The organism is Variovorax boronicumulans NBRC 103145 (genome assembly GCF_001591345.1).
Lineage (GTDB): Bacteria > Pseudomonadota > Gammaproteobacteria > Burkholderiales > Burkholderiaceae_C > Variovorax > Variovorax boronicumulans.
This window is the reverse complement of record NZ_BCUS01000072.1, coordinates 1-24,959: the sequence shown is the minus strand read 5'-3', so window position 1 is coordinate 24,959 and position 24,959 is coordinate 1. Positions and strand designations below refer to the sequence as shown.

The 24,959-nt window shown below is 68.0% G+C and carries 22 protein-coding genes; 12 read left to right on the top strand and 10 right to left on the bottom strand.

The window, feature by feature from the left end; translation table 11 throughout:
- Window positions 1–28: 28 nt before the first annotated feature.
- Window positions 29–751 carry a Crp/Fnr family transcriptional regulator gene (locus VBO01S_RS19995; protein WP_062478356.1) on the bottom strand — a complete coding sequence of 241 codons (723 nt, stop codon included), beginning with the start codon at window positions 749–751 and terminating at the stop codon, window positions 29–31.
- A 123-nt stretch (window positions 752–874) separates the two neighbouring features.
- Here VBO01S_RS19995 and VBO01S_RS19990 point away from each other — a divergent pair, with 123 nt between their 5' ends.
- From VBO01S_RS19990 to VBO01S_RS19960, 7 genes are all read left to right on the top strand, one after another.
- A complete protein-coding gene (locus VBO01S_RS19990; protein WP_062478352.1) occupies window positions 875–1,465 on the top strand; it encodes an HD domain-containing protein in 591 nt (196 codons plus the stop codon).
- A gap of 22 nt (window positions 1,466–1,487) precedes the next feature.
- The gene (locus VBO01S_RS19985; RefSeq protein WP_062478349.1) at window positions 1,488–2,255 is read left to right on the top strand and encodes a class II aldolase/adducin family protein; all 768 of its coding nucleotides are present in this window, start codon (window positions 1,488–1,490) and stop codon (window positions 2,253–2,255) included.
- Window positions 2,256–2,354: 99 nt separating this feature from the next.
- Window positions 2,355–3,233: a bile acid:sodium symporter family protein gene (locus VBO01S_RS19980; protein ID WP_062478346.1), complete on the top strand. Its 879-nt coding sequence runs from the start codon at window positions 2,355–2,357 to the stop codon at window positions 3,231–3,233.
- Between the two features lie 7 nt (window positions 3,234–3,240).
- Window positions 3,241–4,167, top strand: a complete 927-nt coding sequence (locus VBO01S_RS19975) for a LysR family transcriptional regulator (protein WP_062478343.1) — start codon at window positions 3,241–3,243, stop codon at window positions 4,165–4,167.
- Window positions 4,168–4,244: 77 nt separating this feature from the next.
- Window positions 4,245–5,672: an FAD-dependent tricarballylate dehydrogenase TcuA gene (gene tcuA, locus VBO01S_RS19970; RefSeq protein WP_062478340.1), complete on the top strand. Its 1,428-nt coding sequence runs from the start codon at window positions 4,245–4,247 to the stop codon at window positions 5,670–5,672.
- Complete coding sequence (gene tcuB, locus VBO01S_RS19965) at window positions 5,656–6,894, top strand: tricarballylate utilization 4Fe-4S protein TcuB (RefSeq protein ID WP_062478338.1); 1,239 nt, start codon at window positions 5,656–5,658, stop codon at window positions 6,892–6,894. The genes tcuA and tcuB overlap by 17 nt, the downstream gene beginning before the upstream one ends.
- A 100-nt stretch (window positions 6,895–6,994) precedes the next feature.
- Window positions 6,995–9,274 carry a glycoside hydrolase family 3 N-terminal domain-containing protein gene (locus tag VBO01S_RS19960; RefSeq protein WP_062478335.1) on the top strand — a complete coding sequence of 760 codons (2,280 nt, stop codon included), beginning with the start codon at window positions 6,995–6,997 and terminating at the stop codon, window positions 9,272–9,274.
- Window positions 9,275–9,325: 51 nt separating this feature from the next.
- Here VBO01S_RS19960 and VBO01S_RS19955 read toward each other — a convergent pair whose 3' ends face one another.
- Complete coding sequence (locus VBO01S_RS19955) at window positions 9,326–10,255, bottom strand: LysR family transcriptional regulator (protein ID WP_062478332.1); 930 nt, start codon at window positions 10,253–10,255, stop codon at window positions 9,326–9,328.
- A gap of 104 nt (window positions 10,256–10,359) precedes the next feature.
- Here VBO01S_RS19955 and VBO01S_RS19950 point away from each other — a divergent pair, with 104 nt between their 5' ends.
- The 4 genes from VBO01S_RS19950 to VBO01S_RS19935 are packed head-to-tail and all read left to right on the top strand — an operon-like array spanning window position 10,360 to window position 14,199.
- Window positions 10,360–11,361 (top strand): hydroxyacid dehydrogenase, encoded by a 1,002-nt coding sequence (locus tag VBO01S_RS19950; protein ID WP_062478330.1) that lies wholly within the window; start codon window positions 10,360–10,362, stop codon window positions 11,359–11,361.
- On the top strand, window positions 11,358–12,050 hold the full coding sequence (locus tag VBO01S_RS19945) for an RraA family protein (protein WP_062478327.1): 693 nt from the start codon (window positions 11,358–11,360) through the stop codon (window positions 12,048–12,050). Before VBO01S_RS19950 ends, VBO01S_RS19945 begins: the two co-directional genes overlap by 4 nt.
- A 41-nt stretch (window positions 12,051–12,091) precedes the next feature.
- The gene (locus VBO01S_RS19940) at window positions 12,092–13,069 is read left to right on the top strand and encodes a Bug family tripartite tricarboxylate transporter substrate binding protein (protein ID WP_082818207.1); all 978 of its coding nucleotides are present in this window, start codon (window positions 12,092–12,094) and stop codon (window positions 13,067–13,069) included.
- A 5-nt stretch (window positions 13,070–13,074) separates the two neighbouring features.
- Entirely contained in the window at window positions 13,075–14,199 is a 1,125-nt protein-coding gene (locus tag VBO01S_RS19935; protein WP_062478324.1) for an NAD(P)/FAD-dependent oxidoreductase, read from the top strand.
- 61 nt (window positions 14,200–14,260) lie between these two features.
- Here VBO01S_RS19935 and VBO01S_RS19930 read toward each other — a convergent pair whose 3' ends face one another.
- The 8 genes from VBO01S_RS19930 to urtA all read right to left on the bottom strand — a co-directional run bounded on the left by VBO01S_RS19930 (window position 14,261) and on the right by urtA (window position 21,451).
- Entirely contained in the window at window positions 14,261–14,611 is a 351-nt protein-coding gene (locus tag VBO01S_RS19930) for a hypothetical protein (protein WP_056582144.1), read from the bottom strand.
- Between the two features lie 231 nt (window positions 14,612–14,842).
- Window positions 14,843–15,187 carry a zinc ribbon domain-containing protein gene (locus VBO01S_RS19925; RefSeq protein WP_062478321.1) on the bottom strand — a complete coding sequence of 115 codons (345 nt, stop codon included), beginning with the start codon at window positions 15,185–15,187 and terminating at the stop codon, window positions 14,843–14,845.
- A 4-nt stretch (window positions 15,188–15,191) separates the two neighbouring features.
- Complete coding sequence (gene fmdA / locus VBO01S_RS19920) at window positions 15,192–16,424, bottom strand: formamidase (RefSeq protein ID WP_062478318.1); 1,233 nt, start codon at window positions 16,422–16,424, stop codon at window positions 15,192–15,194.
- Window positions 16,425–16,448: 24 nt separating this feature from the next.
- The gene (gene urtE / locus VBO01S_RS19915; RefSeq protein ID WP_062478384.1) at window positions 16,449–17,138 is read right to left on the bottom strand and encodes an urea ABC transporter ATP-binding subunit UrtE; all 690 of its coding nucleotides are present in this window, start codon (window positions 17,136–17,138) and stop codon (window positions 16,449–16,451) included.
- Window positions 17,139–17,153: 15 nt separating this feature from the next.
- Window positions 17,154–17,897 (bottom strand): urea ABC transporter ATP-binding protein UrtD, encoded by a 744-nt coding sequence (urtD, locus tag VBO01S_RS19910; RefSeq protein WP_062478314.1) that lies wholly within the window; start codon window positions 17,895–17,897, stop codon window positions 17,154–17,156.
- A 21-nt stretch (window positions 17,898–17,918) separates the two neighbouring features.
- The gene (urtC, locus tag VBO01S_RS19905; RefSeq protein ID WP_062478311.1) at window positions 17,919–19,115 is read right to left on the bottom strand and encodes an urea ABC transporter permease subunit UrtC; all 1,197 of its coding nucleotides are present in this window, start codon (window positions 19,113–19,115) and stop codon (window positions 17,919–17,921) included.
- 28 nt (window positions 19,116–19,143) lie between these two features.
- Window positions 19,144–20,058 (bottom strand): urea ABC transporter permease subunit UrtB, encoded by a 915-nt coding sequence (gene urtB / locus VBO01S_RS19900; protein ID WP_062478308.1) that lies wholly within the window; start codon window positions 20,056–20,058, stop codon window positions 19,144–19,146.
- Between the two features lie 124 nt (window positions 20,059–20,182).
- Window positions 20,183–21,451 (bottom strand): urea ABC transporter substrate-binding protein, encoded by a 1,269-nt coding sequence (gene urtA / locus VBO01S_RS19895; RefSeq protein WP_062478305.1) that lies wholly within the window; start codon window positions 21,449–21,451, stop codon window positions 20,183–20,185.
- 244 nt (window positions 21,452–21,695) lie between these two features.
- Between urtA and VBO01S_RS19890 the strand changes: the two genes are divergently transcribed.
- The coding region (locus tag VBO01S_RS19890; RefSeq protein WP_157627394.1) for a hybrid sensor histidine kinase/response regulator at window positions 21,696–24,959 on the top strand (3,264 nt) is incomplete at its 3' end.

Here is a 24,959-nt window from a genome sequence, read left to right as displayed (position 1 = left end):
GCGCCCTGCCCGCGCTGTGACAAGACCCTCAGCCGGTGCGCACCAGCCCCTGCAGCGCCTCGAGCGACAGCAGCTCGATGCGCCCGTAGCCCAGCGACACCACGCCCTCGGTGGCCAGCGCGTTGAGCTCCTTGGACAGCGTCTGGCGCGTCACGCCGAGCATCATGGCCAGCGCCTCCTGCGACAGCATGAGTTCGTGCCGCAGGTGCACCGACTGCGTGGCGTCGCCGCGCGCCAGCACCAGCAGCCGGTGCGCCACGCGCGCGCGCAGGCTGCGCAAGGTGGCGTCTTCGGCCAGGCCGTAGAGCATGCGCACGCGCGCGGCCAGCATGGCGGCGATGGCGTTGGAAAACACCACGTCGCGCATCTGCCGCACGAAGGCCTCGGGCGGCACCACCAGCAGGTCGAGCGCTTCGAGCGCAGTGGCGTCGTGCGTGCGCGGCGAGCCGTCGATGAGCGTGATCTCGCCGAACCAGTTGCCCGGCTCCAGCACCGCCAGGATGGCCTCGCGCCCGTCCTGGCGCAACGACGAGATCTTGATCGTGCCCGCCACCAGCCCATAGAAGCCGCCGCCCGCCGCATGGATCGGATCGCCCTGGCGAAACACCATGGTGCCGCGCCGCACATGCAGCAGCTCGGCCGCGCCCAGCAGCGCATCGCGCTGCGCACGCGGCATGCTGGTGAACCAGGGGTTGCCGTCGAGCGCGGCGCGGTGCGCGGCCGACAGGCGCGGCTTGGTCGAGGTGGCCATGGAGGGGAAAAAGGCGCCTGAGGCGGGTTTACCAGAACCTCGCATTGTCAAATTCTTGACAGTTGAAGGTCAAGCGCAGGTCTACAGTGGCCGCCATCCCCCCAAGAACGGAGACCCCACACGATGAACGCACGGGCAAGTTTCAAGCGCATGCAGGACAGCACGCGCGAAGACTGGCAACTGATCGGCGGCGAGTTCATGCAGTTCGCGGGCGGCCTGCCCGCGCGCGTGATCAAGCACCTGCAGATCCTCGAAGGCGACTACGGCGGCTTTCCGGTCGATCGCTACACGCACTCGCTGCAGACCGCCACGCGCGCGCTGCGCGACGGCCGCGACGAGGAGTATGTGGTGTGCGCGCTGCTGCACGACATCGGCGACACGCTGGGCAGCTTCAACCACCCCGACATCGCCGCCGCCATCCTCAAGCCCTTCGTGAGCGAGGCCAACCACTGGATGGTGCAGAACCACGGCATCTTCCAGGGCCACTACTTCTTCCACCACATCGGGCTGGACCGCGACATGCGCGACAGCTTCAAGGACCACCCGCACTACGAGCGCACGGCCGAGTTCTGCGCGCTCTACGACAACCCGGCCTTCGACCCGAAGGCCGAGACCCTGCCCATCAGCGAGTTCGAGCCCATGCTGCGCCGCCTGATGGCGCAGCCCAAGCAGAGCGTCTACAAGACGGTGCTGCAAGAGCCGACCGCCGCTTGATCAAGACAAAGGACACACCCCCATGAACGCCACCTCCGCCTCCGAAATCCAGAAGCTCGTCTCCGCCGAAGAATGGCAGCTGCGCGTCGACCTCGCCGCCTGCTACCGCCTGGTGGCGCTGTACGGCTGGAGCGACCTCGTCTTCACGCACATCAGCGCGCGCGTGCCTGGCCCCGAGCACCACTTCCTGATCAACCCTTACGGCCTGATGTTCGACGAGATCACGGCCTCGAGCCTGGTCAAGGTCGACCAGCAGTGCAACAAGATCATCGACTCGCCCTACCCCGTGAACCCGGCCGGCTTCGTGATCCACAGCGCCGTGCATGCCGCGCGCGAGGACATCCAGTGCGTGCTGCACACCCACACCCGGGCCGGCATCGCCGTGAGCGCGCAGAAGAACGGCGTGCTGCCCATCAGCCAGCAGTCGACCTTCGTGCTGGCCTCGCTGGCCTACCACGACTACGAAGGCGTGGCCTTCCGCGACGACGAGAAGCCGCGCCTGCAGGCCGACATGGGTAGTGCCAACTTCCTCATGCTGCGCAACCACGGCCTGCTGACCTGCGGCAAGACCATTGCCGACGCCTTCCTTTCGATGTACACCTTCGAGAACACCTGCCAGATCCAGATCGCCGCGCAGGCCGGCGGCGGTGAACTCACGCACGTGGACCCGAGGATCATCGACGGCGTGGGCCAGGCCATGAAGGTGCAAAGCGGCGGCCTGGGCGGCATGTTCGTCTGGCCTTCGCTGATCCGCAAACTCGACCGCATCGACGACAGCTACAAACAATAAGACGCGTCGATCCCGGTTTTGTACGGCTGCCAGCGCCCGCGCGACGGGTGCCGGCAGCCATTTTTTTAAGCAGAAGAACCCAAGAGGAGACACCACCGCATGGACACCACGCTCATCGTGACCCGGTTCCTGTTCGGCGCGCTCGCGCTCGTGATGTTCGGGCTGGGGCTGTCGCTCTCGCTCGAGGATTTCCGGCGCCTGTTCAAGCACCCGAAGGCCGTGACCATCGCGCTCGTGCTGCAGGTCATCGGCCTGCCGCTGGCCTGCTACGCGATCATCGTGGGCTTCGGCCTGTCGCCGGTGTTCGCCATCGGGCTCATGCTGCTGGCGGCCTCGCCGGGCGGCATCTCGGCCAACCTGTTCTCGCACCTGTTCGGCGGCAACGTGGCGATGAACATCTCGCTCACGGCCGTGAACACGCTGCTGTCGATCGTCACGCTGCCGCTCATCGCCAACTGGGCCATCGGCCATTTCGCGCAAAGCGGCCAGGTGGTGCCGCTGCAGACGCGCAAGCTGGTCGAGGTGATCGCCATCGTGCTGGTGCCGGTGGCCATCGGCATGGTCGTCGCGTCGCGAAAGCCCGGCTTCGCGGCGCGCATGGAAAAGCCGACCAAGATTTTCAGCGCCGTGGTGCTCGCGGTGGTCACGGTGCTCGCCATTGCCAACGAGTGGAAGAACATCACCACCACCTTCGCCGAGATCGGCGTGCCGGTGCTGCTGTTCAACCTCGTGAGCCTGCTGGCGGGCTACTACCTGAGCCGCGCCGCCGGCCTGGACAAGCCGCTGGCCACCGCCATCAGCTACGAGATCGGCATCCACAACTCGACGCTCGCCATCTTCATCGCGGTGAGCGTGCTCGGGAGCTTTCCGCTCGCGCTGCCGGCTGCCATCTACTCGGTCGTGATGTACATCACCGCCCCACTGTTCGGATGGCTGTTGCTGCGGCGCGGTCAACCCACCCCGGTGCCTGCGCCATGATGCGCGCATGGAACTGAGACAACTGCGCTACTTCGTCAAGGTCTGCGAGCTGCGCAGCATGGGCCGCGCGGCGGTGGAGCTGGGGGTGGTCACCTCGGCGCTGAGCCAGCAGATCAGCCGGCTCGAAAGCGAACTCTCGACCCGCCTGCTGCGCCGCCATTCGACCGGTGTCATGCCCACCGACGCCGGCCTGGCCTTCCTGCACCAGGCGCAGCTCACCCTGCGCCACGCCGACGACGCCGTGCGCGCGGCGCAGCAGGCGCGGCTCTCAGGCCATGTGAGCGTGGGCCTGGCGCCCACCACCGCCACCGTGCTGGGCGTGCCGCTGATGCAGGCCATGCAGGCGCGCTACCCCGAGGTGCGGCTGCACATGGTCGAGGCACTGTCGGGCCACCTCACGACCATGCTGCACGCGCGCCAGCTCGACCTGGCCGTGCTGTTCCAGACCGACACGCCACGGCGCTGGAGCGTGTCGCCGCTGCTGGCTGAAAAGCTCTTCGTGATCGCCTCGCCCACCCTCACGCCGCGCCCCACCGGCAAGAAGGTGCGCCTGTCGCAGCTGGCCGAAGTGCCACTGATCCTGCCCAGCGGCAGCCACGGCCTGCGCGCCACGCTGATGGCCGCCTTTGCACGGGCGCGCGTGGCGCCGCGCATCGTGGCCGAGGTCGACGGCCTGGCGCTGCTGATGGACGCGGTGCGCGCCGGCCACGGCGCCACCATCCAGCCCGGCGCCGCCACCGCGCGGCACGACGGCGACGACCTCGCGCTCACGCAGATTGCCGATGCCCACGTGGGGCGCCGCAACCTGCTCGTGAGCCTGTCGGACGACGAGCTCTCGCCCGCCGCGCTGGCCGCGCGCGTGGTGGTCGCCGAAACGGCGCGCACACTGGTCAGCGAAGGCCGCTGGGCGGGTGCAAGTCTTCTCGAAAGCTGAACACCTGTTGCCTCTTTCGGCCTTTCGCGTGAAGGCCGTGCTCCCTAAAGTCTCCTGCATTCCAAGGAGACCCACGAGTGATAGACGTACTGGTTGTCGGTGGCGGCAATGCCGCGCTGTGCGCCGCGCTGATGGCGCGCGAGGCCGGCGCTTCGGTGCTGCTGCTGGAAGCCTCGCCCAAGGCATGGCGCGGCGGCAATTCGCAGCACACCCGCAACCTGCGCTGCATGCACGACGCGCCGCAGGACGTGCTGGTCGAGGCCTACCCTGAAGAGGAGTACTGGCAAGACCTGCTGAAGGTGACCGGCGGCCTCACCGACGAGCACCTCGCCCGCCTCGTGATCCGCGCCTCGTCGAACTGCCGCGACTGGATGCGCCGCCACGGCGTGCGCTTCCAGCCGCCGCTGTCGGGTGCGCTGCATGTGGCGCGCACCAATGCCTTCTTCATGGGCGGCGGCAAGGCGCTCGTCAACGCCTACTACCGCAGCGCCGAAGCGATCGGCGTGCAGATCCGCTACGACACGCCCGTGGCCTCGGTCGAACTCGACGGCGAGCGCTTCGTGGCCGTGCGCACCGAGGCCGGCGAGCGCATCGCGGCCAGGAGCTGCGTGCTCGCCTCGGGCGGCTTCGAATCGAACCGCGAATGGCTGCGCGAAGCCTGGGGGCAAAACGAACGCGGCGAATGGCCGGCCGACAACTTCCTGATCCGCGGCACGCGCTTCAACCAGGGCGTGCTGCTCAGGCACATGATCGCCGCGGGCGCCGACAGCATCGGCGATCCGTCGCAGGGCCACATGGTGGCCATCGACGCGCGCGCGCCGCTGTACAACGGCGGCATCTGCACGCGCATCGATTGCGTCTCGCTCGGCGTGGTGGTCAACCGCGACGCGCAGCGCTTCTACGACGAGGGCGAAGACTTCTGGCCCAAGCGCTATGCGATCTGGGGCCGGCTCGTGGCGCAGCAGCCGGGGCAGATCGCCTGGTCGGTCATCGACCAGCAGGCGGTCGGGCGCTTCATGCCGCCGGTGTTTCCCGGCACGCAGGCCAACACGCTCGGCGAACTCGCGCAGAAGATCGGCCTGGACGAAGCCACCTTCGTGCGCACCGTGCAGGACTACAACGCCGCCTGCCGCGTCGGCCGCTTCGATCACACGGCGCTGGACGACTGCCACACCGAAGGCCTCGCGCCCGCCAAGACGCACTGGGCGCGCCCCATCGACACGGCGCCCTTCCATGCGTATCCGCTGCGCCCCGGCATCACCTTCACGTACCTGGGTTTGAAGGTGGACGAGACCGCCGCCGTGCGCTTCGGCGGCCGACCCAGCCCCAACCTCTTCGTGGCCGGCGAAATGATGGCCGGCAACGTGCTGGGCCAGGGCTACACGGCCGGCGTGGGCATGAGCATCGGCACGGCCTTCGGGCGCATCGCCGGCACTCAGGCAGCGAAGGCCGCCAAGAACATTTCGAAGAATTCCCCGGAGACCGCCCTTGCAGCAGCTCACTGACCTCGTCGCACGCGCCCGTGCGAACGCCGATGGCATCGGCAGCAACCCGTCGCCATCGCAGCGCGTCATCCCGATCCAGCCCGCCCTGCCGCTGACTGCTTCCGAGGGCGAGGTCGCGCGCATCCTGCAGATCTGCAACGCCTGCCGCTACTGCGAAGGCTTCTGCGCCGTGTTCCCCGCCATGACGCGCCGGCTCGAGTTCGGCAAGGCCGACACGCACTACCTCGCCAACCTGTGCCACAACTGCGGCGCCTGCCTGCATGCCTGCCAGTACGCACCGCCGCACGAGTTCGCCGTGAACGTGCCACAGGCGATGGCGCAGGTGCGCTTGCAGACCTACCACGACTACGCCTGGCCGCCCGCGATGGGTGCGCTCTACAAGCGGGCCGGGCTCACCGTCGCATTGGCACTGGCGGGTGGGCTCGCGCTGTTCCTTGTGCTGGCCGTGGCGATGTCGGGTTCGCTCGTGCACGCGCCGCTCGCGGGCAACTTCTACGCGATCTTTCCGCACAACTTCCTCGCGCTGGTGTTCGGCGCGGTGTTCCTGTTCGTGATGTTCGCGCTGGCGATGGGCACGCGCCGCTTCTGGCGCGAGGTTTCCCCCGCGAACGACCCGGGCAACGCGCCCGACCTGCCGGGCGTGCGCCGCGCAGCCAGCGCCGAAGCCGCGCACGACGCGCTGCGCCTGAAGTATCTCGATGGCGGCCATGGCGAAGGCTGCAACAACGAAGACGACCGCTTCACGCTCTGGCGCCGACGCTTCCATCACTTCACCTTCTACGGCTTCATGCTGTGCTTCGCCTCCACCTGCGTGGCGACGCTGTACCACTACCTGTTCGACCTGCATGCGCCCTATGCGCTCACGAGCCTGCCGGTGCTGCTGGGCACCACGGGCGGCATCGGCCTCGTGATCGGCCCTGTCGGCCTGCTGTGGCTCAACCTGCGGCGCCATGCGGCGCACGGCGACGTCGCACAGCGGCCGATGGACCGCGGCTTCATCGCGCTGCTGTTGCTCACCAGCCTCACCGGACTGGCCCTGCTGGCCTGGCGCGACACCCGCTTCATGGCACTGCTGCTGGCGGTGCACCTGGGCGTGGTGATGGCGCTCTTTCTCACGCTGCCCTACGGCAAGTTCGCGCACGGCATCTTCCGCTGCGCGGCGCTGTGGAAGTTCGCGATCGAGAAGCGACTGCCCAGCCGGTTGCGGCTGGGCGCGGACTGACCGACATGGCCTGAAGCGGCCGGGGTCGGACAAGGCCCTACGCCCAGGGCGGAAACCCGCTGGCCGGGGCGGGCGGGCGTTGTCTGCAGAATAGGCGGCCATGCATGTTCGAAAAGCCGCCGTTCTCGCCCTCGTCCTGTCCGCCCTCTCCCTCCCCGCCATCGCGGCGTCCGTTCCGAAAGACCTCCAGCCCTCCGACGCGACCGAAGCCCGCATCGAATCGCTGATCGCGCGCATGACGCTGCAGGAAAAGGCCGGCCAGCTCAGCCTCTACGGCCCGGCCGACATCAACATCCCGAACAACCCGCAGGCCGGCTGGCGCAACGGGCAGCAGGAGACCGAGGACGTGCGCAACGGGCGCCTCACGGGCCTGTTCAACAACGCCGGCCTCGAAGGCAAGCGGCGGCTGCAGCAGGTGGCGGTGCGCGAGTCGCGGCTGGGCATTCCGCTGATCTTCGGCGCCGACGTGATCCACGGCTTTCGCACCATCTTCCCGATGCCGCTGGCCGAGGCCTCGAGCTGGGAGCCCGCGCTGGCCGAGCGCACCGCGCGCGCGGCGGCGGTCGAGGCCACGGCCGACGGCTTTCGCTGGACCTTCGCGCCCATGGTCGACATCGCGCGCGACGCGCGCTGGGGCCGCGGCCTCGAAGGCGTGGGCGAAGACCCGTACCTGGCGCGCCAGTTCGCGGCGGCGCGCGTGCGCGGCTTCCAGGGCAGCAGCCTCGCGAACGCCGACTCGATGCTGGCCACGCCCAAGCACTTCGCGGCCTACGGTGCGGCCGAGGGCGGGCTCGACTACAACACGAGCGAAATTTCCGAGCGCACGCTGCGCGAGGTCTACCTGCCGCCGTTTCGTGCGGCGCTCGATGCGGGCGCGCTGTCGGTCATGAGCGCCTTCAACGAGATCGGCGGCGTGCCCTCGACCGCCAACCCCGCGCTGCTCACCGGCGTGCTGCGCGACGAATGGAAGTTCAAGGGCTTCGTGGTGTCCGACTACACGGCCGACGAGGAGCTCATCGAGCACGGCCACGCCGCCAACAGCCGCGAGGCCGCCAAGCTGGCCTTCATGGCGGGCACCGACGTGAGCATGCAAAGCGGCCTGTACATCCGCCACCTGCCCGACCTCGTGGCCTCGGGCGAGGTGCCGATGGCGCGGCTCGACGAGGCCGTGCGGCGCGTGCTGCGGGTCAAGCTCAAGCTCGGCCTCTTCGACGACCCGATGCGCGGCCTCGACGGCCAGCCGGCCGCACAGCGCGTGGAGAACCCCGAGTTCATCGCACTGGCCCGCGAGAGCGCGCGCCGCTCCATCGTGATGCTGAAGAACGAGGGCCAGCTGCTGCCGCTCGCGAAAACCGGCCCGCAGAAGATCGCGCTGATCGGCCCCTTCGCCGAAGGCACGAAGGACCTGATGGGCTCCTGGAGCCTGTTCCCGGGCCAGTCCGCGCCCGTGGGCATCGACGAAGGCCTGCATGCCGCGCTGGGCACCGAGGCCTCGCGGCTGACCGTCACGCGCGGTGCGAACGTCGAGTCGCCGCTGCCCGGCGGCATCGAGGCCGCCGTGGCCGCCGCACGCGACGCCGACGTGGTGGTGCTGGCCATCGGCGAGAGCCAGAAGATGTCGGGCGAGTCGCGCTCGCGCAGCGACATCGGCCTGCCGCAGGCCCAGCAGGACCTCGCCGAAGCCGTGGCCGCCACGGGCAAGCCGATGGTCGTGCTGCTGAGCAATGGCCGCGCGATGGCGCTCAAGGGGGCGGTGCGCAACGCGCGCGCCATTCTCGTGACCTGGTTCCTCGGCGTGCAGACCGGCCACGCGATCGCCGACGTGGTGTTCGGCGACGCCAACCCCTCGGGCCGCCTGCCCGTGAGCTTTCCACAGACTGCTGGCCAGGTGCCCTACTACTACGCCCACAAGCGCACCGGCCGCCCCTCGCCCGAAAGTGCGCCGGGCACGGCCTTCAAGACCCGCTACCTGGACGCGACGAACGAGGCGCTGTACCCCTTCGGTTTCGGCATCGGCTATGCGCCGGTGCGTTACGACCAGGTCGAGCTGAGCACGGACCGCCTCGCCATGGGCAAGACCTTGCGCGTGCGCGCCACCGTCACGAACACGGGGACGCGCGAGGCGGAAGAAGTGGTGCAGCTGTACCTGGCGCAGCGCGCCGCGAGCGTGACGCGGCCGGTGCGCGAGTTGAAGAATTTCCGCAAGGTGCGGATTGCGCCGGGGGCGTCGGAGGTGGTCGAGTTCGCTGTCGGCAATGACGACCTGCAGTTTCTGGGGCGGGACATGAAGCCTGTTGTCGAACCGGGTGAGTTCGACTTGTGGGTTGCGCCTTCGGCCGCGGATGGGATTCAGAAGCGCTTCGTGCTGACGCGCGAGTGAGCTGACGCGCGAGCCGACTCCTTCAGCCCCTCAGTCGTCGCACCGCACCGGTCACAGCACACGCTGCGACAGCGCCGACGAAAAAAGCTGCGCCCCTTCGCTGCGCAGCAAGGTCACGAGGCGCCGTGCCGCCGGCGACAGGTAGCCCTCCTTGCGGTACGTGACGCCCAGGTGGCGACGCAGCGTGGTTTCCTTGAGCGGCACTTCGCGCAGCGTGCCTTCGCGCCCGGCCGCGCCAAGCGTGTGGCGCGACAAGAAGCTCAGCAGGTCGGTGCGCGAGATGAGGCGCGGCAGCAGCGGGATCGAGTTCGCGTTGACCTGCACCGCAGGCAGCGGCAGCCCGCGCGACTGAAACGCCGCGTCGAGCCACTGGCGGCTGGGAATGGGGTCGGCGGGCAGCACCCAGCGCCATTGCAGGAGCGACTTCATCGTGATCTTCGGCAGCTCGAACACGGGGTGCTGCGGACTGGCGGCGACCACCACCACATCCTCGACGATGGAATGCGTGACGAAGGCCGGATCGTGCTCGGGCATGAGGCCGATCAAGAGGTCGATGGCGCCTTCGCGCAGCCGCTCGCGCAGCGCCATGCTGGGCGCGACGGTGATGTCGATGCGCGTGTCGCCGGCCTCGGCCAGCAGCAGATTGCACACCTCGGGCAGCACATGGTCGGCCGCAATGGGCCCGCTGCCGATGCGCACATGGCCCGCGTTGCCCTTGGCGAAATCGCTCACTTCGCGCAGCGCCTCCTCGGTGGCGCCGCGCAGCAGCCGGGCACGCGCCAGCAGCACCTCGCCCACCGCCGTGAGCTGGATGCCCCGGCCCTTGCGCTCGAACAGCGCACTGCCGAAGGCCTCCTCGAGCCGCTGCACCGCCTTGGTCAGCGCGGGCTGCGTGCGCCCGAGCTTGTCGGCGGCCTGGCCCAGGTGGCCGGTGTCGGCGACCACCTCGAAATACTTCAGGTCGCGCAGCTGGATGTCCATTCATAGCTCCGAGGAATCGTTAGATGAACATTATCGATTGGACGGAATGAATGGCGATTTCCACAATCCAGCCCATACCGATCCTCGAACGACCCTCTCTCTCCATGAACCCCACTGTCCTGGTCACTGCGCCACGGCTTGCCAAGGCCGGCGCCGACCTGCTCGCCGAAGCCGGCGCCCGCGTCATCTACCTTGCGAACGCAGACAGCGTCGAAGAAGTCGAGCAGTTGATGGCGAGCGAACCCATCGACGCCGTCATCTCGCGCACCGTGCAACTGTCGGCCCGCGCCATCGCCGCGTGTCCGACGCTGAAAGTGATTTCAAAGCATGGCGTGGGCGTGAGCAACATCGACGTCGAGGCGGCCACCGCGCGCGGCATTCCGGTCTACGTCACGCCCGGCGCCAACGCGCAGTCGGTCGCAGAGATGACGCTCGGCCTGATGCTCGCCGCCGCACGCCGCATCGGCTGGATGGACCGCGAGCTGCACGATGGCCGCTGGTCGCGCGCACAAGACGGCGTGGAGCTGCACGGCAAGACGCTGGGCCTGGTCGGCTTCGGCCAGATCGGCCAGCGCGTGGCCCGGGTCGGCCTCGCGCTCGGCATGCAGGTGGCCGCGTTCGACCCGGCCCTCGGCGAAGGCCCGAGCCCAGTGGCCGGCGTGCGCCTGCTGCCTTCGTTCGATGCGCTGCTGCCGCTGAGCGATGTGCTCAGCCTGCACGTGCCGCTCAACCGCCACACGCGCCAGATGCTCGGCGCCGCGCAGCTTGCGGCGCTGCCGCGCGGCGCGATCGTCGTCAACACGGCGCGCGGCGAGGTGATCGACGAGCCCGCGCTCATCGCGGCGCTGCAATGCGGCCAGCTGTACGCGGCCGGCCTCGACACCATGGCCGACGAACCCCTGCCCGCCGGCAGCCCGCTGGCCGCCCTGCCCAACGTGGTGCTCACGCCGCATGTCGGCGGCTCCACGCCCGCGGCGCTCGCGGGCATGGCCAGCGGCGCCGCACGCAACGTGCTGGGCTGGCTGCAAGGCTGTCCGGTCGATCCTTCGGCTTGCGTGAACCCGCAGGTCCTGTCTTCCCCCCTTCTGCACGGAATCACCGCATGACCGCCCCGCTCTCCTGGCCGCCCGGCTACCGCATCAACCCGCGCGCGTCCGGCCCAGACGCCGCCCTCGTCGACGCTTTCCGCACGCTGCCCGTGGCCGCCATCGGCGATGCGATGAGCCGCAATGTCGGCACCGTCGGGCTGCGCCAGTACCACGCGCGGCTCGACACCGTGCTGTGCGGCCCCGCCGTCACCGTGCGCGTGCGGCCCGGCGACAACTTGATGATCCACAAGGCGCTGATGATGGTCGCGCCGGGCGACGTGCTCGTGATCGACGGCGGCGGCGACGTCACGCAGGCGCTGGTCGGCGGCCTGATGCGCACCACCTGCATCGCGCGCCAGCTGGCGGGCCTCGTCATCGACGGCGCGGTGCGCGACCTGTGCGAATGGGCCGAAGACGGCATGCCGATCTTCGCGCGAGGCCACACGCACCGCGGGCCGAGCAAGGACGGCCCCGGTGAGGTGAACGTGCCCGTCTCGTGCGCGGGCCTGGTCGTGATGCCGGGCGACCTCGTGGTGGGCGACGCCGACGGCGTCATCGCGGTGCCGGCCGCCGAAGCGGCCGACGTGCTCGAGAAGACGCGGGCCCACCTGGCGCGCGAAGCAAAGATCCGCGAGACCAACCGCACCGGCACCGCCGACCCCGAGCGCTTCGACGCCGTGCTGCGCGCCAAGGGCCTGCCGGTCTGAACGGCAGCCACGAGATCACAAGACCCCCCAGGAGACAAGACATGAACCGAAGAGACTTTCTGCAGACCACCGCCTTCGCATCCATCGCTCAAACGGCGGGCATGGCCTACGCGCAAGGCGATTGGCCGCAACGCCCCGTGAAGCTGGTGGTGCCCTTCACGCCCGGCGGCGGCACCGACGCGACCTCGCGCCTGATTGCCGAACGCCTCACCTCGCTCGAGCGCTGGGCCGTCGTCGTCGACAACAAGCCCGGCGCGGCCGGCAACATCGGCCTCGACGCCGTGGCCAAGGCCACGCCCGACGGCTACACGATCGGCATGGGGCAAACGTCGAACCTCACGATCAACCCCTGGCTCTATTCGAAGATGCCCTTCGAGGCGCTGAAAGACTTTTCGCCCATCGCCGAAGTGGCCTCGCAACCCGTCGTGCTCGCCGTGCGCGCGGACTCGCCGCTGCGCACGCTGGCCGACTTCATCAAGGCCGCGAAGGCGAAGCCGGGCGAGTTCAGCATCGCGCAGGCCGGCAACGGCACCGTGGGGCACCTGGCCGGCGAAATGCTGGCGCGCCGCGCGGGCATCAAGGTCATGCAGGTGCCCTACAAGGGCGCAGGCCCGGCCATGAACGACCTGATCAGCGGGCAGATCGCGCTGTACTTCGGCAGCAGCGTTTCGGTGATGTCGCAGCTGTCGAACGGCCGCGCCCGCGCGCTGGCCGTCACCTCGGCCAAGCGCCTGCCCGCACTGCCGAACGTGCCCACCGTGGCCGAACAGGGTTTCGCGGGCTTCGAGGCCACGACCTGGGTCGGCCTCGTCGGACCGGCAGGGCTGCCCGCCGACGTGGTCAACCGCATCAACGCGGCCGTGGTGAAGACGGTGGCGCGCAAGGACGTGCAGGACAAGCTCGCACAGGAAGGCAGCGTGCCCGCCAGCGGCACGCCGCAGCAGTTCGACGCCTACATCCGCGCCGAGCACGCCAAGTGGGGCGCGCTGATCCGCGAAGCCGACATCAAGCTGGACTGAGCCGCATGGACCGGATCGACTGCGTCGTGATCGGCGCCGGCGTGGTGGGTCTGTCCATCGCGCGATCGCTCGCCATGGCCGGGCGCGAGGTGGTGATCCTCGAGGCCGAGCACGCCATCGGCACGCACACCAGCGCGCGCAATTCGGAGGTGATCCATGCGGGCATCTCGTATGCGCCCGGCTCGCTCAAGGGCCGGCTGTGCGTGGCGGGCAAGGCCGCGCTGTACGCCTACTGCGCCGAACGCGGCATCGGCCACCAGCGCATCGGCAAGCTGATCGTGGCGGTGCAGGACTCGGAGCTGCCCGAGCTCGACAAATACGTCGCGCTCGGCGCGGCCCACGGCGTGACCGACCTGCGCATCCTCGACGCCGCCGAGGCACGCGGCATGGAGCCCGAGGTGGCCTGCGTCGGCGCCCTGCACTCGCCCTCGACGGGCATCGTCGACAGCCACGCGCTGATGCTGTCGTACCTGGGCGACGCGGAACGTGCGGGTGCCTCGCTTGCTTTGCAGAGCCGTGTGCTGGCCGCGCGGCCCACGCCAGACGGCCTGGTGGTCGAGGTAGGCGACGCGGAAGCAACGAGCGTGCTGTGCAACACGGTGGTGAACGCGGCGGGGTTGGGTGCGCAGCAGGTGGCATCGCGGATCGACGGCATGCCGGCCGGCCTGGTGCCACCGCTGTACTACGCGATCGGCCACTACTTCTCGCTGGCGCGCAAATCGCCCTTCCGCCATCTCGTGTACCCGACCGGGCGTGAAGACGCCTTGCGCGCCCACGTGACGCTCGACCTCGGTGGGCAATGCAAGTTCGGGCCGGACCTGAGCTGGCTCGACGGCATCGACTACAGCTTCGACGCCTCGCGCGAAGCGGCCTTCTACCAGTCGGTGCGCCGCTATTACCCCGCCTTGGAGGACGGTGAGTTGCAGCCGGGCTATACCGGCATCCGCCCGCGATTGGCGGGCCCGGGTTCGTCGATGCACAACACGGCGACGGATTTCGTGATCCAGACGCCGCACGCACACGGCATCGCGGGGCTGGTCAACCTGTTCGGCATCGAATCGCCGGGGCTGACGGCATCGCTCGCGCTGGGCGAGCACGTCGCGGACCTCGTGGCAAAGATGCGGGCATGAAAAAACGGGCCCGAGGACCCGTTCTTCTTTGTCAGCCCCCGAAGGAGCTGCAGTCAACCAATTACAGGCCAGCCTGGCGCGTGAACGACACGCTGGGCTTCTTGTAAGCGGCCGGCACTTCGTCGCGATAGAACGCGCGGCGGTCGAGGCTGGCGAGCGGGTCGTGGGCCTTGGCGACGGCTTCAGCGCGGATCGTCGAGCGGTCGGCGGTCGAGGTGAAGGTCTGTGCGCCGGCGGTGGCGCCGTCGCTGTACTCGTTGCCGGCACGGGCGGCGGCCACGGCTTGCGACGCGACTTCCGAACGCGAGAGGGTCGAGTTCACGGTGTGCACGCCGTCATAGGTTTCAGCGTGGGCACCGGCAACAGCCAGGAGCGAGAGCGCAACGGCGGCGAGGGTCTTCGAGGCATTCATTTCAATCTCCTTCAGGTGGTGTGTCGATGGGATGAAGTTTGAACCTGAAGCGCCCCAAAAAACGGCAGCAAAAGGAATCGCGGCGTTCACGGGATTGAAACAATCGCGCGCCACCCGCGCATGCGATGCGGCGACCGGAACCCTCTCCTCCAGAGGGAACGCACGAGAAAGCTCTCGCTGCCGGCATTTCTTGCATGCGTCTGGCGCATGCAAAGAATGCACGCCGGCCCCTCAGTGGGAGATCATCCAGGGCCGCCGCGACGGGGCCGATTTCGCACCGTTCGGCGCGGTCTGCGTGGCACTGCGCCGCGACGATCCCGAGCAGCAACCGCAGCCCGAGGGATGCCGCAGCCGCGCATAGTCGCGCGAGCTCGAAGGCTCATGGCGTGCGCGTTCGTTGGTGGCCATCGCGTGCCGCGTATCGGCGGCCATCAGCGCCAGGCGCGGCGCGGCCGTGAACACGCGCGGCGAAGCCGTGCCGCAATCGGGGCAGGCGGCGGGCTCGTCGCGCTGGCCCGAAGGCCGCAGCGATTCGAAGCCGCCGCATTGCCCGCAGGCGTAGTCGTAGGTCGGCATGGCTTCAGCGCAGGTCGTGCGACAGCGGCATGTCGATGCTGCCGTCGATGAACTTCACAGGCCCCGAGGCGTTCGGGTTGATGTCGAAGTCGAAGATGCCCGTGGGCAGCCACAGCGTGGCGCACGAATTGGGCACGTCGACCACGCCGCTGATGTGGCCCTGCACCGGTGCTGTGCCCAGGATCGAATAGGCCTGCGCGCCCGAGTAGCCGAACTTCTTCAGGTACTCGATGGCATTGAGGCAGGCCTGGCGGTAGGCCACGTTCACGTCGAGGTAGTGCTGCTTGCCGCTCTCGTCGACCGAGATGCCTTCGAAGATCAGATAGTCGTTGTACTGCGGCGTGATGGGGCTGGGCTTGAAGATCGGGTTCTTGATGCCGTACTTGGCCATGCCGCCCTTGATGAGCGTGACCTTCATGTGCACCCAGCCGGCCATCTCGATGGCGCCGCAGAAGGTGATCTCGCCGTCGCCCTGGCTGAAGTGCAGGTCGCCCACGCTCAGGCCCGCGCCGTCGACGTACACGGGGAAAAACACCTTCGAGCCGCGCGACAGATCCTTGATGTCGCAGTTGCCGCCGTGCTCGCGCGGCGGCACGGTGCGCGCGCCCTCCGCTGCCGCCTTCGCCCTCGCCTCGCCGGTCATCTTGCCCATGTGGGCGGTGCCGGCGAACGGCGGGTTCGCGAGGCCGGGCACACGGTCCGGGTCGGTGGCGATGAGCTTGCCTTCGCGTTCGTTCCACATGTCGAGCATGGGCTTGTCGGGCAGGCAGCCGATGAGGCCCGGATGGATCAGGCCCGCGAAATTCACGCCCGGGATGTGGCGCGAGCTGGTGAACATGCCCTTGAAGTCCCAGATCGATTTCTGCGCCTCGGGGAAATGGTCGGTGAGGAAACCGCCGCCGTTCTTCTTCGAGAAGAAGCCGTTGAAGCCCCAGAGGCTGTCCTGCTTGGCACCGATGTCCAGCAGGTCGACCACCAGCAGGTCGCCGGGCTCGGCGCCCTTCACGCCCACCGGGCCCGAGAGGTAGTGCACCGTGCTCAGGTCGATGTCGCGCACGTCATCGGCGCTGTCGTTGTTCTTGATGAAGCCGCCGGTCCAGTCGAAAGTCTCGAGGATGAAGTCGTCGCCCGGATTGACCCAGCAGGCCATCGGAATGTCCGGGTGCCAGCGGTTGTGGATGTTCTCGTTCTCCGTGGGCGACTTGGTCAGGTCGACCTTGATCAGCGTGTCCGTCATGTGCAGTGGCTCCTGGGGTTGTGGTTAGACAGAGAGATAGGCCTTGATGTGTTCCACATCGGTCTTGTCGCGCGCGGTCTCGTGCACGAGCCGGCCGCCTTCGATGACGAACAGCCGGTCGGCCACGTCCATCGCGAAACTCAGCACCTGCTCGGACACGACGATGGTGATGCCGCGCAGCTTGCGGATCTCGTTGAGCGCCTTGGCGATGTCCTTGATGATCGAAGGCTGGATGCCCTCGGTGGGCTCGTCGAGCAGCAGCACCTTGGGGTCGGTGACGAGCGCGCGCGCAATGGCGAGCTGCTGCTGCTGGCCGCCGGAGAGGTTGCCGCCCTTGCGGCTCTTCATGTCCCATAGCACGGGGAACAGCGCGTAGATTTCTTCGGGGATGCGGCGGGTCTTCGAGTTCTCCAGGCCGGTCTGGATGTTCTCTTCCACCGTCAGCGTCGGGAAGATCATGCGACCCTGCGGCACGTAGGCGATGCCCTTGGCCACGCGGCGAAAGCTCTCGTCGCGCGACACGTCCTGCCCCGCCACTTCGATGCGCCCGCTCTTGATCGGCAGCACGCCCATGAGGCTCTTGAACAGCGTGGTCTTGCCCATGCCATTGCGACCCATGATGGCGATGGTTTCGTTGGCATGGCCCACGAACGAGATGCCGTGCAGCGCCTCGCTCTGGCCGTAGGCGGTGTGCAGGTCGTCGACCTTCAGCATGATGGTGCTCATGGTTCAGTGGCCCAGATAAACGTCGATGACCTTCGGGTCGGCCTGCACCTTCTCCATCGGCCCTTCGGCCAGGATCTTTCCCTGGTGCATCACGGTGACCTTGTGCGCGATCTGCTTGACGAAGGCCATGTCGTGTTCGATGACGATCACGGCGCGGTTGCGGCAGATGCGCTGCAGCAGGTCGGCCGTGAGCTCGCGTTCGCGCGCGCTCATGCCGGCGATGGGCTCGTCGAGCATCAGCAGCTCGGGCTCCTGCATCAGCAGCATGCCGATCTCCAGCCACTGCTTCTGGCCGTGGCTCAGGAGGCCGGCTTCTGTGCCGAGCTTGTCGGCCAGGCCGATCTCCGTGGCGATGGCCTGCACCTTGCCCTTGACCTCGTCGTCGCACTGGAAGGCCAGCGCGCCGAACACCGAGCGCCCTTTCGGAAAGGACACTTCCAGGTTCTGGAACACGCTGAGGTTTTCGTAGATCGACGGCGTCTGGAACTTGCGGCCGATGCCCAGCCGCACGCGCTTGTGCTCGGCCATCTTCGTGAGCTCGGTGTTCTTGAACTTGATGCTGCCGGCGCTGGCGCGTGTCTTGCCGCAGATCAGGTCCAGCAGCGTGGTCTTGCCGGCGCCGTTGGGGCCGATGATCACGCGCAGCTCGTTCTTGTCGATGTACAGCGTCAGGTCGTCGATGGCCTTGAAGCCGTCGAAGGAGACGCTGAGGTCTTCCACGGCGAGGGCGAAGTCGGTGTTGCTCATGGGATGGGACTCCGGGTTCGGTCAAGCGCGCTGGCGGCCGATGCCTTCGGGCAGCGCGGGCTCGGCCTGCGGCGCGGCGACGGGTGAAGGGGCCGACACGGCGGCGGGCGGCGGCTTCGTCGCGGCGTCGCGCAGGGCCTGGCGGCGCGAGGCCCACCACGGCTTGATCGTGTCTTCCCACAGGCCCGCCAGGCCCATCGGAAAGGCCATGGTCACGCCGATGAAGAGCGCGGCCATCAGGAAGAGCCACAGGTCGGGAAAGCTCTCGGAGAACAGCGTCTTGCCCGCGTTCACCAGCAGCGCGCCGTACACCGCGCCCACCAGGCTCATGCGGCCGCCGACGGCGCAGAAGATCACCATCTCGATCGAGGGCACGATGCCCACGAAGCTCGGCGACATGAAGCCCACCTGCAGCGCGAACATCGCGCCGCCGATGCCCGAGAGCCCGGCCGCCAGGCAGAAGGTGAAGACCTTGAAGTTCGACACGTCGTAGCCCGAGAAGCGCACGCGGTCTTCCTTGTCGCGCATGGCCAGCAGCAGCGTTCCCAGCTTGCTGGTCTGCACCCAGCGGCACAGCACGATGCTGGCCACCAGCAGGCCCACGCAGACGTAGTAGAGGATGTACTTGGCGCCGTCGGTGCGGGTGTCCCAGCCCAGCAGCGTCTTCAGGTCGGTCATGCCGTTCACGCCGCCCGTGTAGCCCTGCTGGCCGATGATGAGCACGGTGCAGATCAGCGCCACCGCCTGCGTGATGATCGCGAAGTACACGCCGCCCACGCGGCGCTTGAACATCGCGAAGCTGATGAGCCAGGCCAGCGCCATCGGCGCCAGCACCACCAGCGCCAGGCTCAGCGGCAGGCTCTTGAACGGCAGCCACAGCGCGGGCAGCTCGGTGATCTGGTTCCAGTCCATGAAGTCCGGGATGCCGGGCGTCGACTGGATCTTGGTGGTGACGGGGTCGGAGGCTTCGAGCTTGAGGAACATCGCCATCGCATAGCCGCCGATGCCGAAGAACACGCCCTGCCCCAGGCTCAGCACGCCGCCGTAGCCCCACACCATGACGAGGCCCACGGCCACGAAGGCGTAGCTGAGGTACTTGCCCACGAGGTTGAGGCGGAAGATGTCGAGCGACAGCGGCAGCACCACCGCGAGCAGCAGCACCAGAAGCAGCAGGCTGCCGAGCTGGTAGCGCCGGATCGAGGCCTTGAGGAAATTCATCGGGAGGTTCTCCGGGAAGGAATCGGGTTCAGCGACGCACCTTGATGGCAAAGAGCCCCTGCGGTCGCATCATGAGAATCAGCACGATCAGCGACAGCGTCAGCACCTTGGCCATCGAGCCGGTCATGAAGAACTCCGAGATCGACTGGGTCTGTGCGATGCCGAAGGCCGAGACCACGGTGCCCAGCAGGCTGGCCGCACCGCCGAAGGTGACGACCAGGAAGGCGTCGACGATGTAGAGCGACCCCGAGGTCGGCCCGGTCGAGCCGATGGTGGTGAAGGCCGCGCCCGCCACGCCGGCAATGCCGCAGCCGATGGCGAAGGTGAGGCGGTCGGTCTTCTTGGTGTCGATGCCGGTGGCGTTGGCCATGGTGCGGTTGGCCACGGTGGCGCGCACCCGCAGGCCCCAGCGGCTCTTGTGCAAGGCAATGAGCACGCCGCCCGTGACCAGCGCCGTGAGCGCCAGCACAAAGAGGCCGTTGATCGGAATGTCCAGGCCTTCATGCGGCGTCCACGAGCCCATGAGCCACTCGGGCAGCGTGGGGCTCACTTCCTTCGGGCCGATGAAGGTGCGAAAAATCTGCTGCAGCCCCAGGCTCACGCCCCAGGTGGCGAGCAGCGTGTCGAGCGGCCGCTTGTACAGGTGGCGGATCAGCGCCCACTCCACGAGCCAGCCGGCGATGAAGGCGAACACGAAAGCCAGCCCGATCGCGATCGGAAAGTAGTACGGCATGAGCGAGGGCGCCATGCGCTCGGTCACCTGCGCGGCCAGGAAGATCGAGTAGGCGCCGATGGTCATGAACTCGCCATGCGCCATGTTGATCACGCCCATCTGCCCGAAGATGATCGCGAGCCCGAGGCCCATGAGCAGCAGCACCGCGAAGAGGCTCAGCCCCGCGAAGCCCTGCATCAGGCCGATGTTCATCATGTCCGAGAGGCTCATTGCGCAATATCCGGTAAGGGTCAGGGAACAAGTCGTGAGACACCGCGGAACCGGCTTTGCCGGGCCGCTGGTGTCGCCCCCTTGAGGGGGAGGCGGCTACACGAAGTGAGCCGCTTCGGGGGAGTTACTGATACCCCTTGGGGAACGGATCGGGCTTGATCAGTTCGCCCGATTCCGCAACCACCTTGAAGCTGCCATCCAGCTGCCCCTGCCCGATGCGCGCCTTGCTCCACAGGTGATGGTTCGCATCCAGCTTCACGTAGCCTTCCGGCGCGGTCTTCAGCTCGATGCCCGGCGACGCCGCCACCACCTTGTCGATGTCGAAGCTGCCCGCCTTCTCCACCGCCGCCTTCCACAGCCACGGGCCCAGGTAACCGGCCTGCGTCACGTCGCCGATTACCGCGTCCTTGCCGTACTTGGCCTTGAAGGCGGCCACGAACTTCTTGTTGTTCTCGTTGTCCAGCGTCTGGAAGTACTTCATCGACGAATAGAAGCCCGCGAAGTTTTCGCCGCCCACGCCGGTCATCTCGTCCTCGGTCACGGCCAGCGTCAGCAGGAACTGCTTGTCGCCGGTGATGCCCGCGGCCTTGAGCTGCTTGTAGAAGGCCACGTTCGAGCCGCCCACCACGGCCGCGAAGATGCAGTCGGGCTTGGCCACCTTGATCTTGTTGATCAGCGAGTTGAAGTTGGTGTGGCCCAGCGGGTAGTACTCCTCGCCCTTGACCGAACCCTTCTGGAAGTTCTCGATGTGCTTGCGCGCGATCTTCATCGAGGTGCGCGGCCAGATGTAGTCGGAGCCGACGAGGAAGAAGGTCTTGGCCTTCTTCTCCTTCGCGCCCCAATCGAGGCCCCAGATGATCTGCTGCGTGGCCTCCTGCCCCGTGTAGATCACGTTCTTGCTCTGCTCCAGGCCTTCGTAGAAGGTCGGGTAGTACAAGAGGCCGTTCTCTTTCTCGAACACCGGCAGCACGGCCTTGCGCGAGGCGCTGGTCCAGCAGCCGAACACGGCCGCGACCTTGTCGTTGACCAGGAGCTTCTTCGACTTCTCGGCGAAGGTGGGCCAGTCGGAGGCGCCGTCTTCCTTGATGACCTTGATCTTGCGACCCAGGATGCCGCCCATCGCGTTGATCTGGTCGATGGCGAGTTGCTCGGCCTGGATGGAACCGGTCTCCGAGATGGCCATCGTGCCGGTGGACGAATGCAGCTGGCCCACCGTGACTTCGGTGTCGGTCACCGCGAGCTTGGTGGTGTTGACCTTGGCCGTGGGGAACTGACCCTGGCCGAAGCTCAGGCCGCTCAGGCCCATCACGGGCAGCGCGGCGGCGCCCTGCAGCAGGCGGCGGCGGCGCAGGGCCATGGCATCGAGGGAAGAAGGATCGGAATCACGCGACATCAGGAACTCCAGGCAGGTTGAAAGAAGAGTGAGCCGCGCACCATCGCAGTGCATCGGACGGTGCTGCGAGCACCATGGCTGGTACTTTAGAAATCACTTGCGTACTCGCGAATACGTCATTCAACGTAGCGATGCGCCCCTGCCCGGGCCGCAGACTCGCGAGCAGACAAGGCACGGGACAGCAGGGAGCGCTTCTTGCTGTACCTGCCGCATGCCACCGTTGCCGCCGCCGCGAGAACCCGCCATGACATCCGTCTCCGGACAGAAGATCTTTCGCATCCGCCGCGACTACAACGCCTGGGTCGCGAACGAAACGCTGGAGGACTACGCGCTGCGCTACACGCCGCGCAGCTTTCGCAAGTGGTCGGAGTTCCGCGTGGCCAATGCGGCCTTCGGCGCCACCTCGTTCCTGGCGCTGGAGGCCATCGGCGGCGCCATCGCACTGAGCTACGGTTTCTCGAACGCGCTGTGGGCGATCCTGGTGGTGGGGCTCATCACCTTCCTCACGGGCCTGCCGATCTCGTACTACGCGGCGCGCCACGGCGTCGACATGGACCTGCTCACGCGCGGCGCCGGCTTCGGCTACCTGGGCTCCACGCTCACCTCGCTGATCTACGCGAGCTTCACTTTCATCTTCTTCGCGCTCGAAGCGGCCATCCTCGCGCTGGCGCTGCAGATGTACCTCGATTGGCCGCTGTGGCTGCTGTACCTGGTGTCGTCGATCGTGATCATTCCGCTGGTGGCGCGCGGCATCACGCTCATCTCGGGGCTGCAGCTGTGGACGCAGCCGATCTGGATCGTGCTGTTCGTCTGCCCCTTCATCGCGGTGATGGTGAAGAAGCCCGAGCTGTACGCCGACTTCACCGGGCTCGTGGGCCGCACCTCGGACAGCAGCGGCTTCGATCCGCTGATGTTCGGCGCGGCCGCCACGGTGGCCTTCTCGCTCGTGGTGCAGATCGGCGAGCAGGTCGACTACCTGCGCTTCCTGCCCGAGAAGACCGCCGCCAACCGTGGCCGTTGGTGGACGGCAGTGCTGGTCGCGGGGCCGGGCTGGATCGTGCCCGGCATGCTGAAGATGATGGGCGGCGCGTTCCTGGCCTTCCTGGCGCTGCAGCACGAGATTCCGGCCAACCACGCGATCGAGCCCACGCAGATGTACCTCACGGGCTTCTCGTACGTGCTGCGCGACCCGGCCTGGGTGCTGGGCATCACGGTGCTGTTCGTCGTCGTGTCGCAGATGAAGATCAACCTGACCAACGCCTATGCGGGGTCGCTCGCGTGGTCGAACTTCTTCGCGCGGCTCACGCACAGCCACCCGGGGCGCGTGGTGTGGCTGGTGTTCAACGTGGCCATCGCCATCCTGCTGATGGCGCTGGGCGTGTTCGCCGCGCTGGAGCACGTGCTGGGCTTCTACAGCAACATCGCCATTGCCTGGGTCGGCGCGCTGGTGGCCGACCTGGTCATCAACAAGCCGCTGGGCTGGAGCCCCAAGACCATCGAGTTCAAGCGCGCGCACCTGTACGACATCAACCCCGTGGGCCTGGTCGCGATGCTGGTGGCGGCGGCGCTGGCGATGCTGGCCTACTCGGGCGCGCTGGGCCAGTGGGCGCGGGCCTTCTCGCCCTTCATCGCGCTGGCCACCGCCATGGCCGTGTCGCCGCTGCTCGCGTGGAGGACGCGCGGGCGCTACTACCTGGCGCGCACCGACATCGACCGCTGGACGCCGGGCCAGAGCGTGAAGTGCTCGGTGTGCGACAACAGCTTCGAGTCGGAAGACATGGCGCATTGCCCGGCCTACAGCGCACCGATCTGCTCGCTGTGCTGCACCTTGGAGTCACGCTGCCACGACCGCTGCAAGACCGACTCGCGCGCCGCCGAGCAGATGAGCGGCTGGCTGCAGGCGCTGCTGCCGCCCGCGCTGTCGGCGCGGCTGAACTTCCGCGTCGCGCACTACCTGCTGGTCGCCACCTCGCTCATCGCGCTGCTGGCCACGGTGGTGGGCGTGGTCTACGCGCAGGAGGCCATCGCGGGCACCATCGATTCAGCGATGGCGACGGCCTTTTTGAAAGTGTTCGCGCTGCTCTCGGTGATCGCCGCCGTGGCCGCGTGGTGGGTGGTGCTGGGCAGCGAGAGTCGGCAGATGGCGCAGGAAGAGTCGAACCGCCACAACAACCTGCTTGCGCTCGAGATCGAAGCGCACCGCCGCACCGACGCCGCGCTGCAGACCGCCAAGGAAGCCGCCGAAGCTGCCAACCAGGCCAAGACGCGCTACGTGGCGGGCATGACGCACGAGCTGCGCACGCCGCTCAACAGCATCCTGGGCTACTCGCAGATTTTGCTCAAGGGCGGCGACGCGGCCCTGCCGCCGCGCGAGGCGGTGCAGACCATCCACCGCAGCGGCGAGCACATGCTGGGCCTCATCGACGGGCTGCTCGACCTGGCGCGCATCGAGGCCGGCCGGCTGCAGCTGGAGCCCTCGCCGCTGGCGCTGCCGGCCTTTCTCGACCAGGTGGTGCAGATGGTGCGCCCGCAGGCCGAGGCCAAGGGCCTGGCGTTCGTCTACACGCATGCGGGCCAACTGCCGCCGTGGGTGCATGCCGACGTGAAGTGGCTGCGGCAGATTCTCATCAACCTGCTGACCAACGCCGTGCGCTTCACCGACAGCGGCACGGTCACGCTGCACGTGGACGCGCGGCGCGAGGTGCTGCGCTTCGACGTGGTCGACACCGGCATCGGCGTGGCGCCGCAGGACCGCCAGCGCATCTTCCTGCCCTTCGAGCGCGGCGCCGCGGGGCGCCGGCGCGGCGAGCCGGGCACGGGGCTGGGCCTGACCATCACCGGGCTGCTCACTTCGCTCATGGGCGGCGAGCTGAAGCTGGCGTCGACCTCCTCGGCGGGCAGCACCTTCAGCGTGCGCGTGTACCTGCGTGAGGTGGCTGACCCCGGCCCGCAGGCGGGCTCGCGCGAGCCGGTGTCGGGCTACCTGGGCGAGCGCCGCACGCTGCTGGTGGTGGACGACCAGCCGGTGCAGCGCCAGATGCTCGCCGGCATGCTCGCGCCGCTGGGCTTCACGGTGCGCGAGGCGGCCAGCGGCACCGAGTGCCTGGACAGCCTGCGCGAAGAGCTGCCGTCGGCCATCCTGCTGGACCTGACGATGGACGACATGGACGGCTGGCAGACCGCGCGCTCGGTGCGGGCCTCGGGCTTCGCCGAGCTGCCGATCATCATTGTCTCGGCCAACATGTTCGAGAACCAGTCCGACCGGTTGCGCGCCGCGGGCTGCCAGGCCTTCGTGGGCAAGCCGGTGATCGAGTCGGAACTCATCGCCACGCTGGAGCGGCACCTGGGCCTCGAATGGCTGGCGACCGGCGATGCGATGCCGCCGCCCGCCGACGCCGACCTGGCGCCGCCGCGCCCGCCCCTGCTCGCGCTCGGCGAAGACGACCGCGCCGACCTCATGCGCCTGGTGCAGATGGGCCATGTGCGCGGCCTGCACACCGCGCTCGAC

Coding starts and splice junctions, on each gene's coding strand:
- VBO01S_RS19995 (WP_062478356.1), bottom strand. CDS start 751: ATGGCCACCTCGACCAAGCCGCGCCTGTCGGCCGCGCACCGCGCCGCG.
- VBO01S_RS19990 (WP_062478352.1), top strand. CDS start 875: ATGAACGCACGGGCAAGTTTCAAGCGCATGCAGGACAGCACGCGCGAA.
- VBO01S_RS19985 (WP_062478349.1), top strand. CDS start 1,488: ATGAACGCCACCTCCGCCTCCGAAATCCAGAAGCTCGTCTCCGCCGAA.
- VBO01S_RS19980 (WP_062478346.1), top strand. CDS start 2,355: ATGGACACCACGCTCATCGTGACCCGGTTCCTGTTCGGCGCGCTCGCG.
- VBO01S_RS19975 (WP_062478343.1), top strand. CDS start 3,241: ATGGAACTGAGACAACTGCGCTACTTCGTCAAGGTCTGCGAGCTGCGC.
- VBO01S_RS19960 (WP_062478335.1), top strand. CDS start 6,995: ATGCATGTTCGAAAAGCCGCCGTTCTCGCCCTCGTCCTGTCCGCCCTC.
- VBO01S_RS19955 (WP_062478332.1), bottom strand. CDS start 10,255: ATGGACATCCAGCTGCGCGACCTGAAGTATTTCGAGGTGGTCGCCGAC.
- VBO01S_RS19950 (WP_062478330.1), top strand. CDS start 10,360: ATGAACCCCACTGTCCTGGTCACTGCGCCACGGCTTGCCAAGGCCGGC.
- VBO01S_RS19945 (WP_062478327.1), top strand. CDS start 11,358: ATGACCGCCCCGCTCTCCTGGCCGCCCGGCTACCGCATCAACCCGCGC.
- VBO01S_RS19940 (WP_082818207.1), top strand. CDS start 12,092: ATGAACCGAAGAGACTTTCTGCAGACCACCGCCTTCGCATCCATCGCT.
- VBO01S_RS19935 (WP_062478324.1), top strand. CDS start 13,075: ATGGACCGGATCGACTGCGTCGTGATCGGCGCCGGCGTGGTGGGTCTG.
- VBO01S_RS19930 (WP_056582144.1), bottom strand. CDS start 14,611: ATGAATGCCTCGAAGACCCTCGCCGCCGTTGCGCTCTCGCTCCTGGCT.
- VBO01S_RS19925 (WP_062478321.1), bottom strand. CDS start 15,187: ATGCCGACCTACGACTACGCCTGCGGGCAATGCGGCGGCTTCGAATCG.
- fmdA (WP_062478318.1), bottom strand. CDS start 16,424: ATGACGGACACGCTGATCAAGGTCGACCTGACCAAGTCGCCCACGGAG.
- urtE (WP_062478384.1), bottom strand. CDS start 17,138: ATGCTGAAGGTCGACGACCTGCACACCGCCTACGGCCAGAGCGAGGCG.
- urtD (WP_062478314.1), bottom strand. CDS start 17,897: ATGAGCAACACCGACTTCGCCCTCGCCGTGGAAGACCTCAGCGTCTCC.
- urtC (WP_062478311.1), bottom strand. CDS start 19,115: ATGAATTTCCTCAAGGCCTCGATCCGGCGCTACCAGCTCGGCAGCCTG.
- urtB (WP_062478308.1), bottom strand. CDS start 20,058: ATGAGCCTCTCGGACATGATGAACATCGGCCTGATGCAGGGCTTCGCG.
- urtA (WP_062478305.1), bottom strand. CDS start 21,451: ATGTCGCGTGATTCCGATCCTTCTTCCCTCGATGCCATGGCCCTGCGC.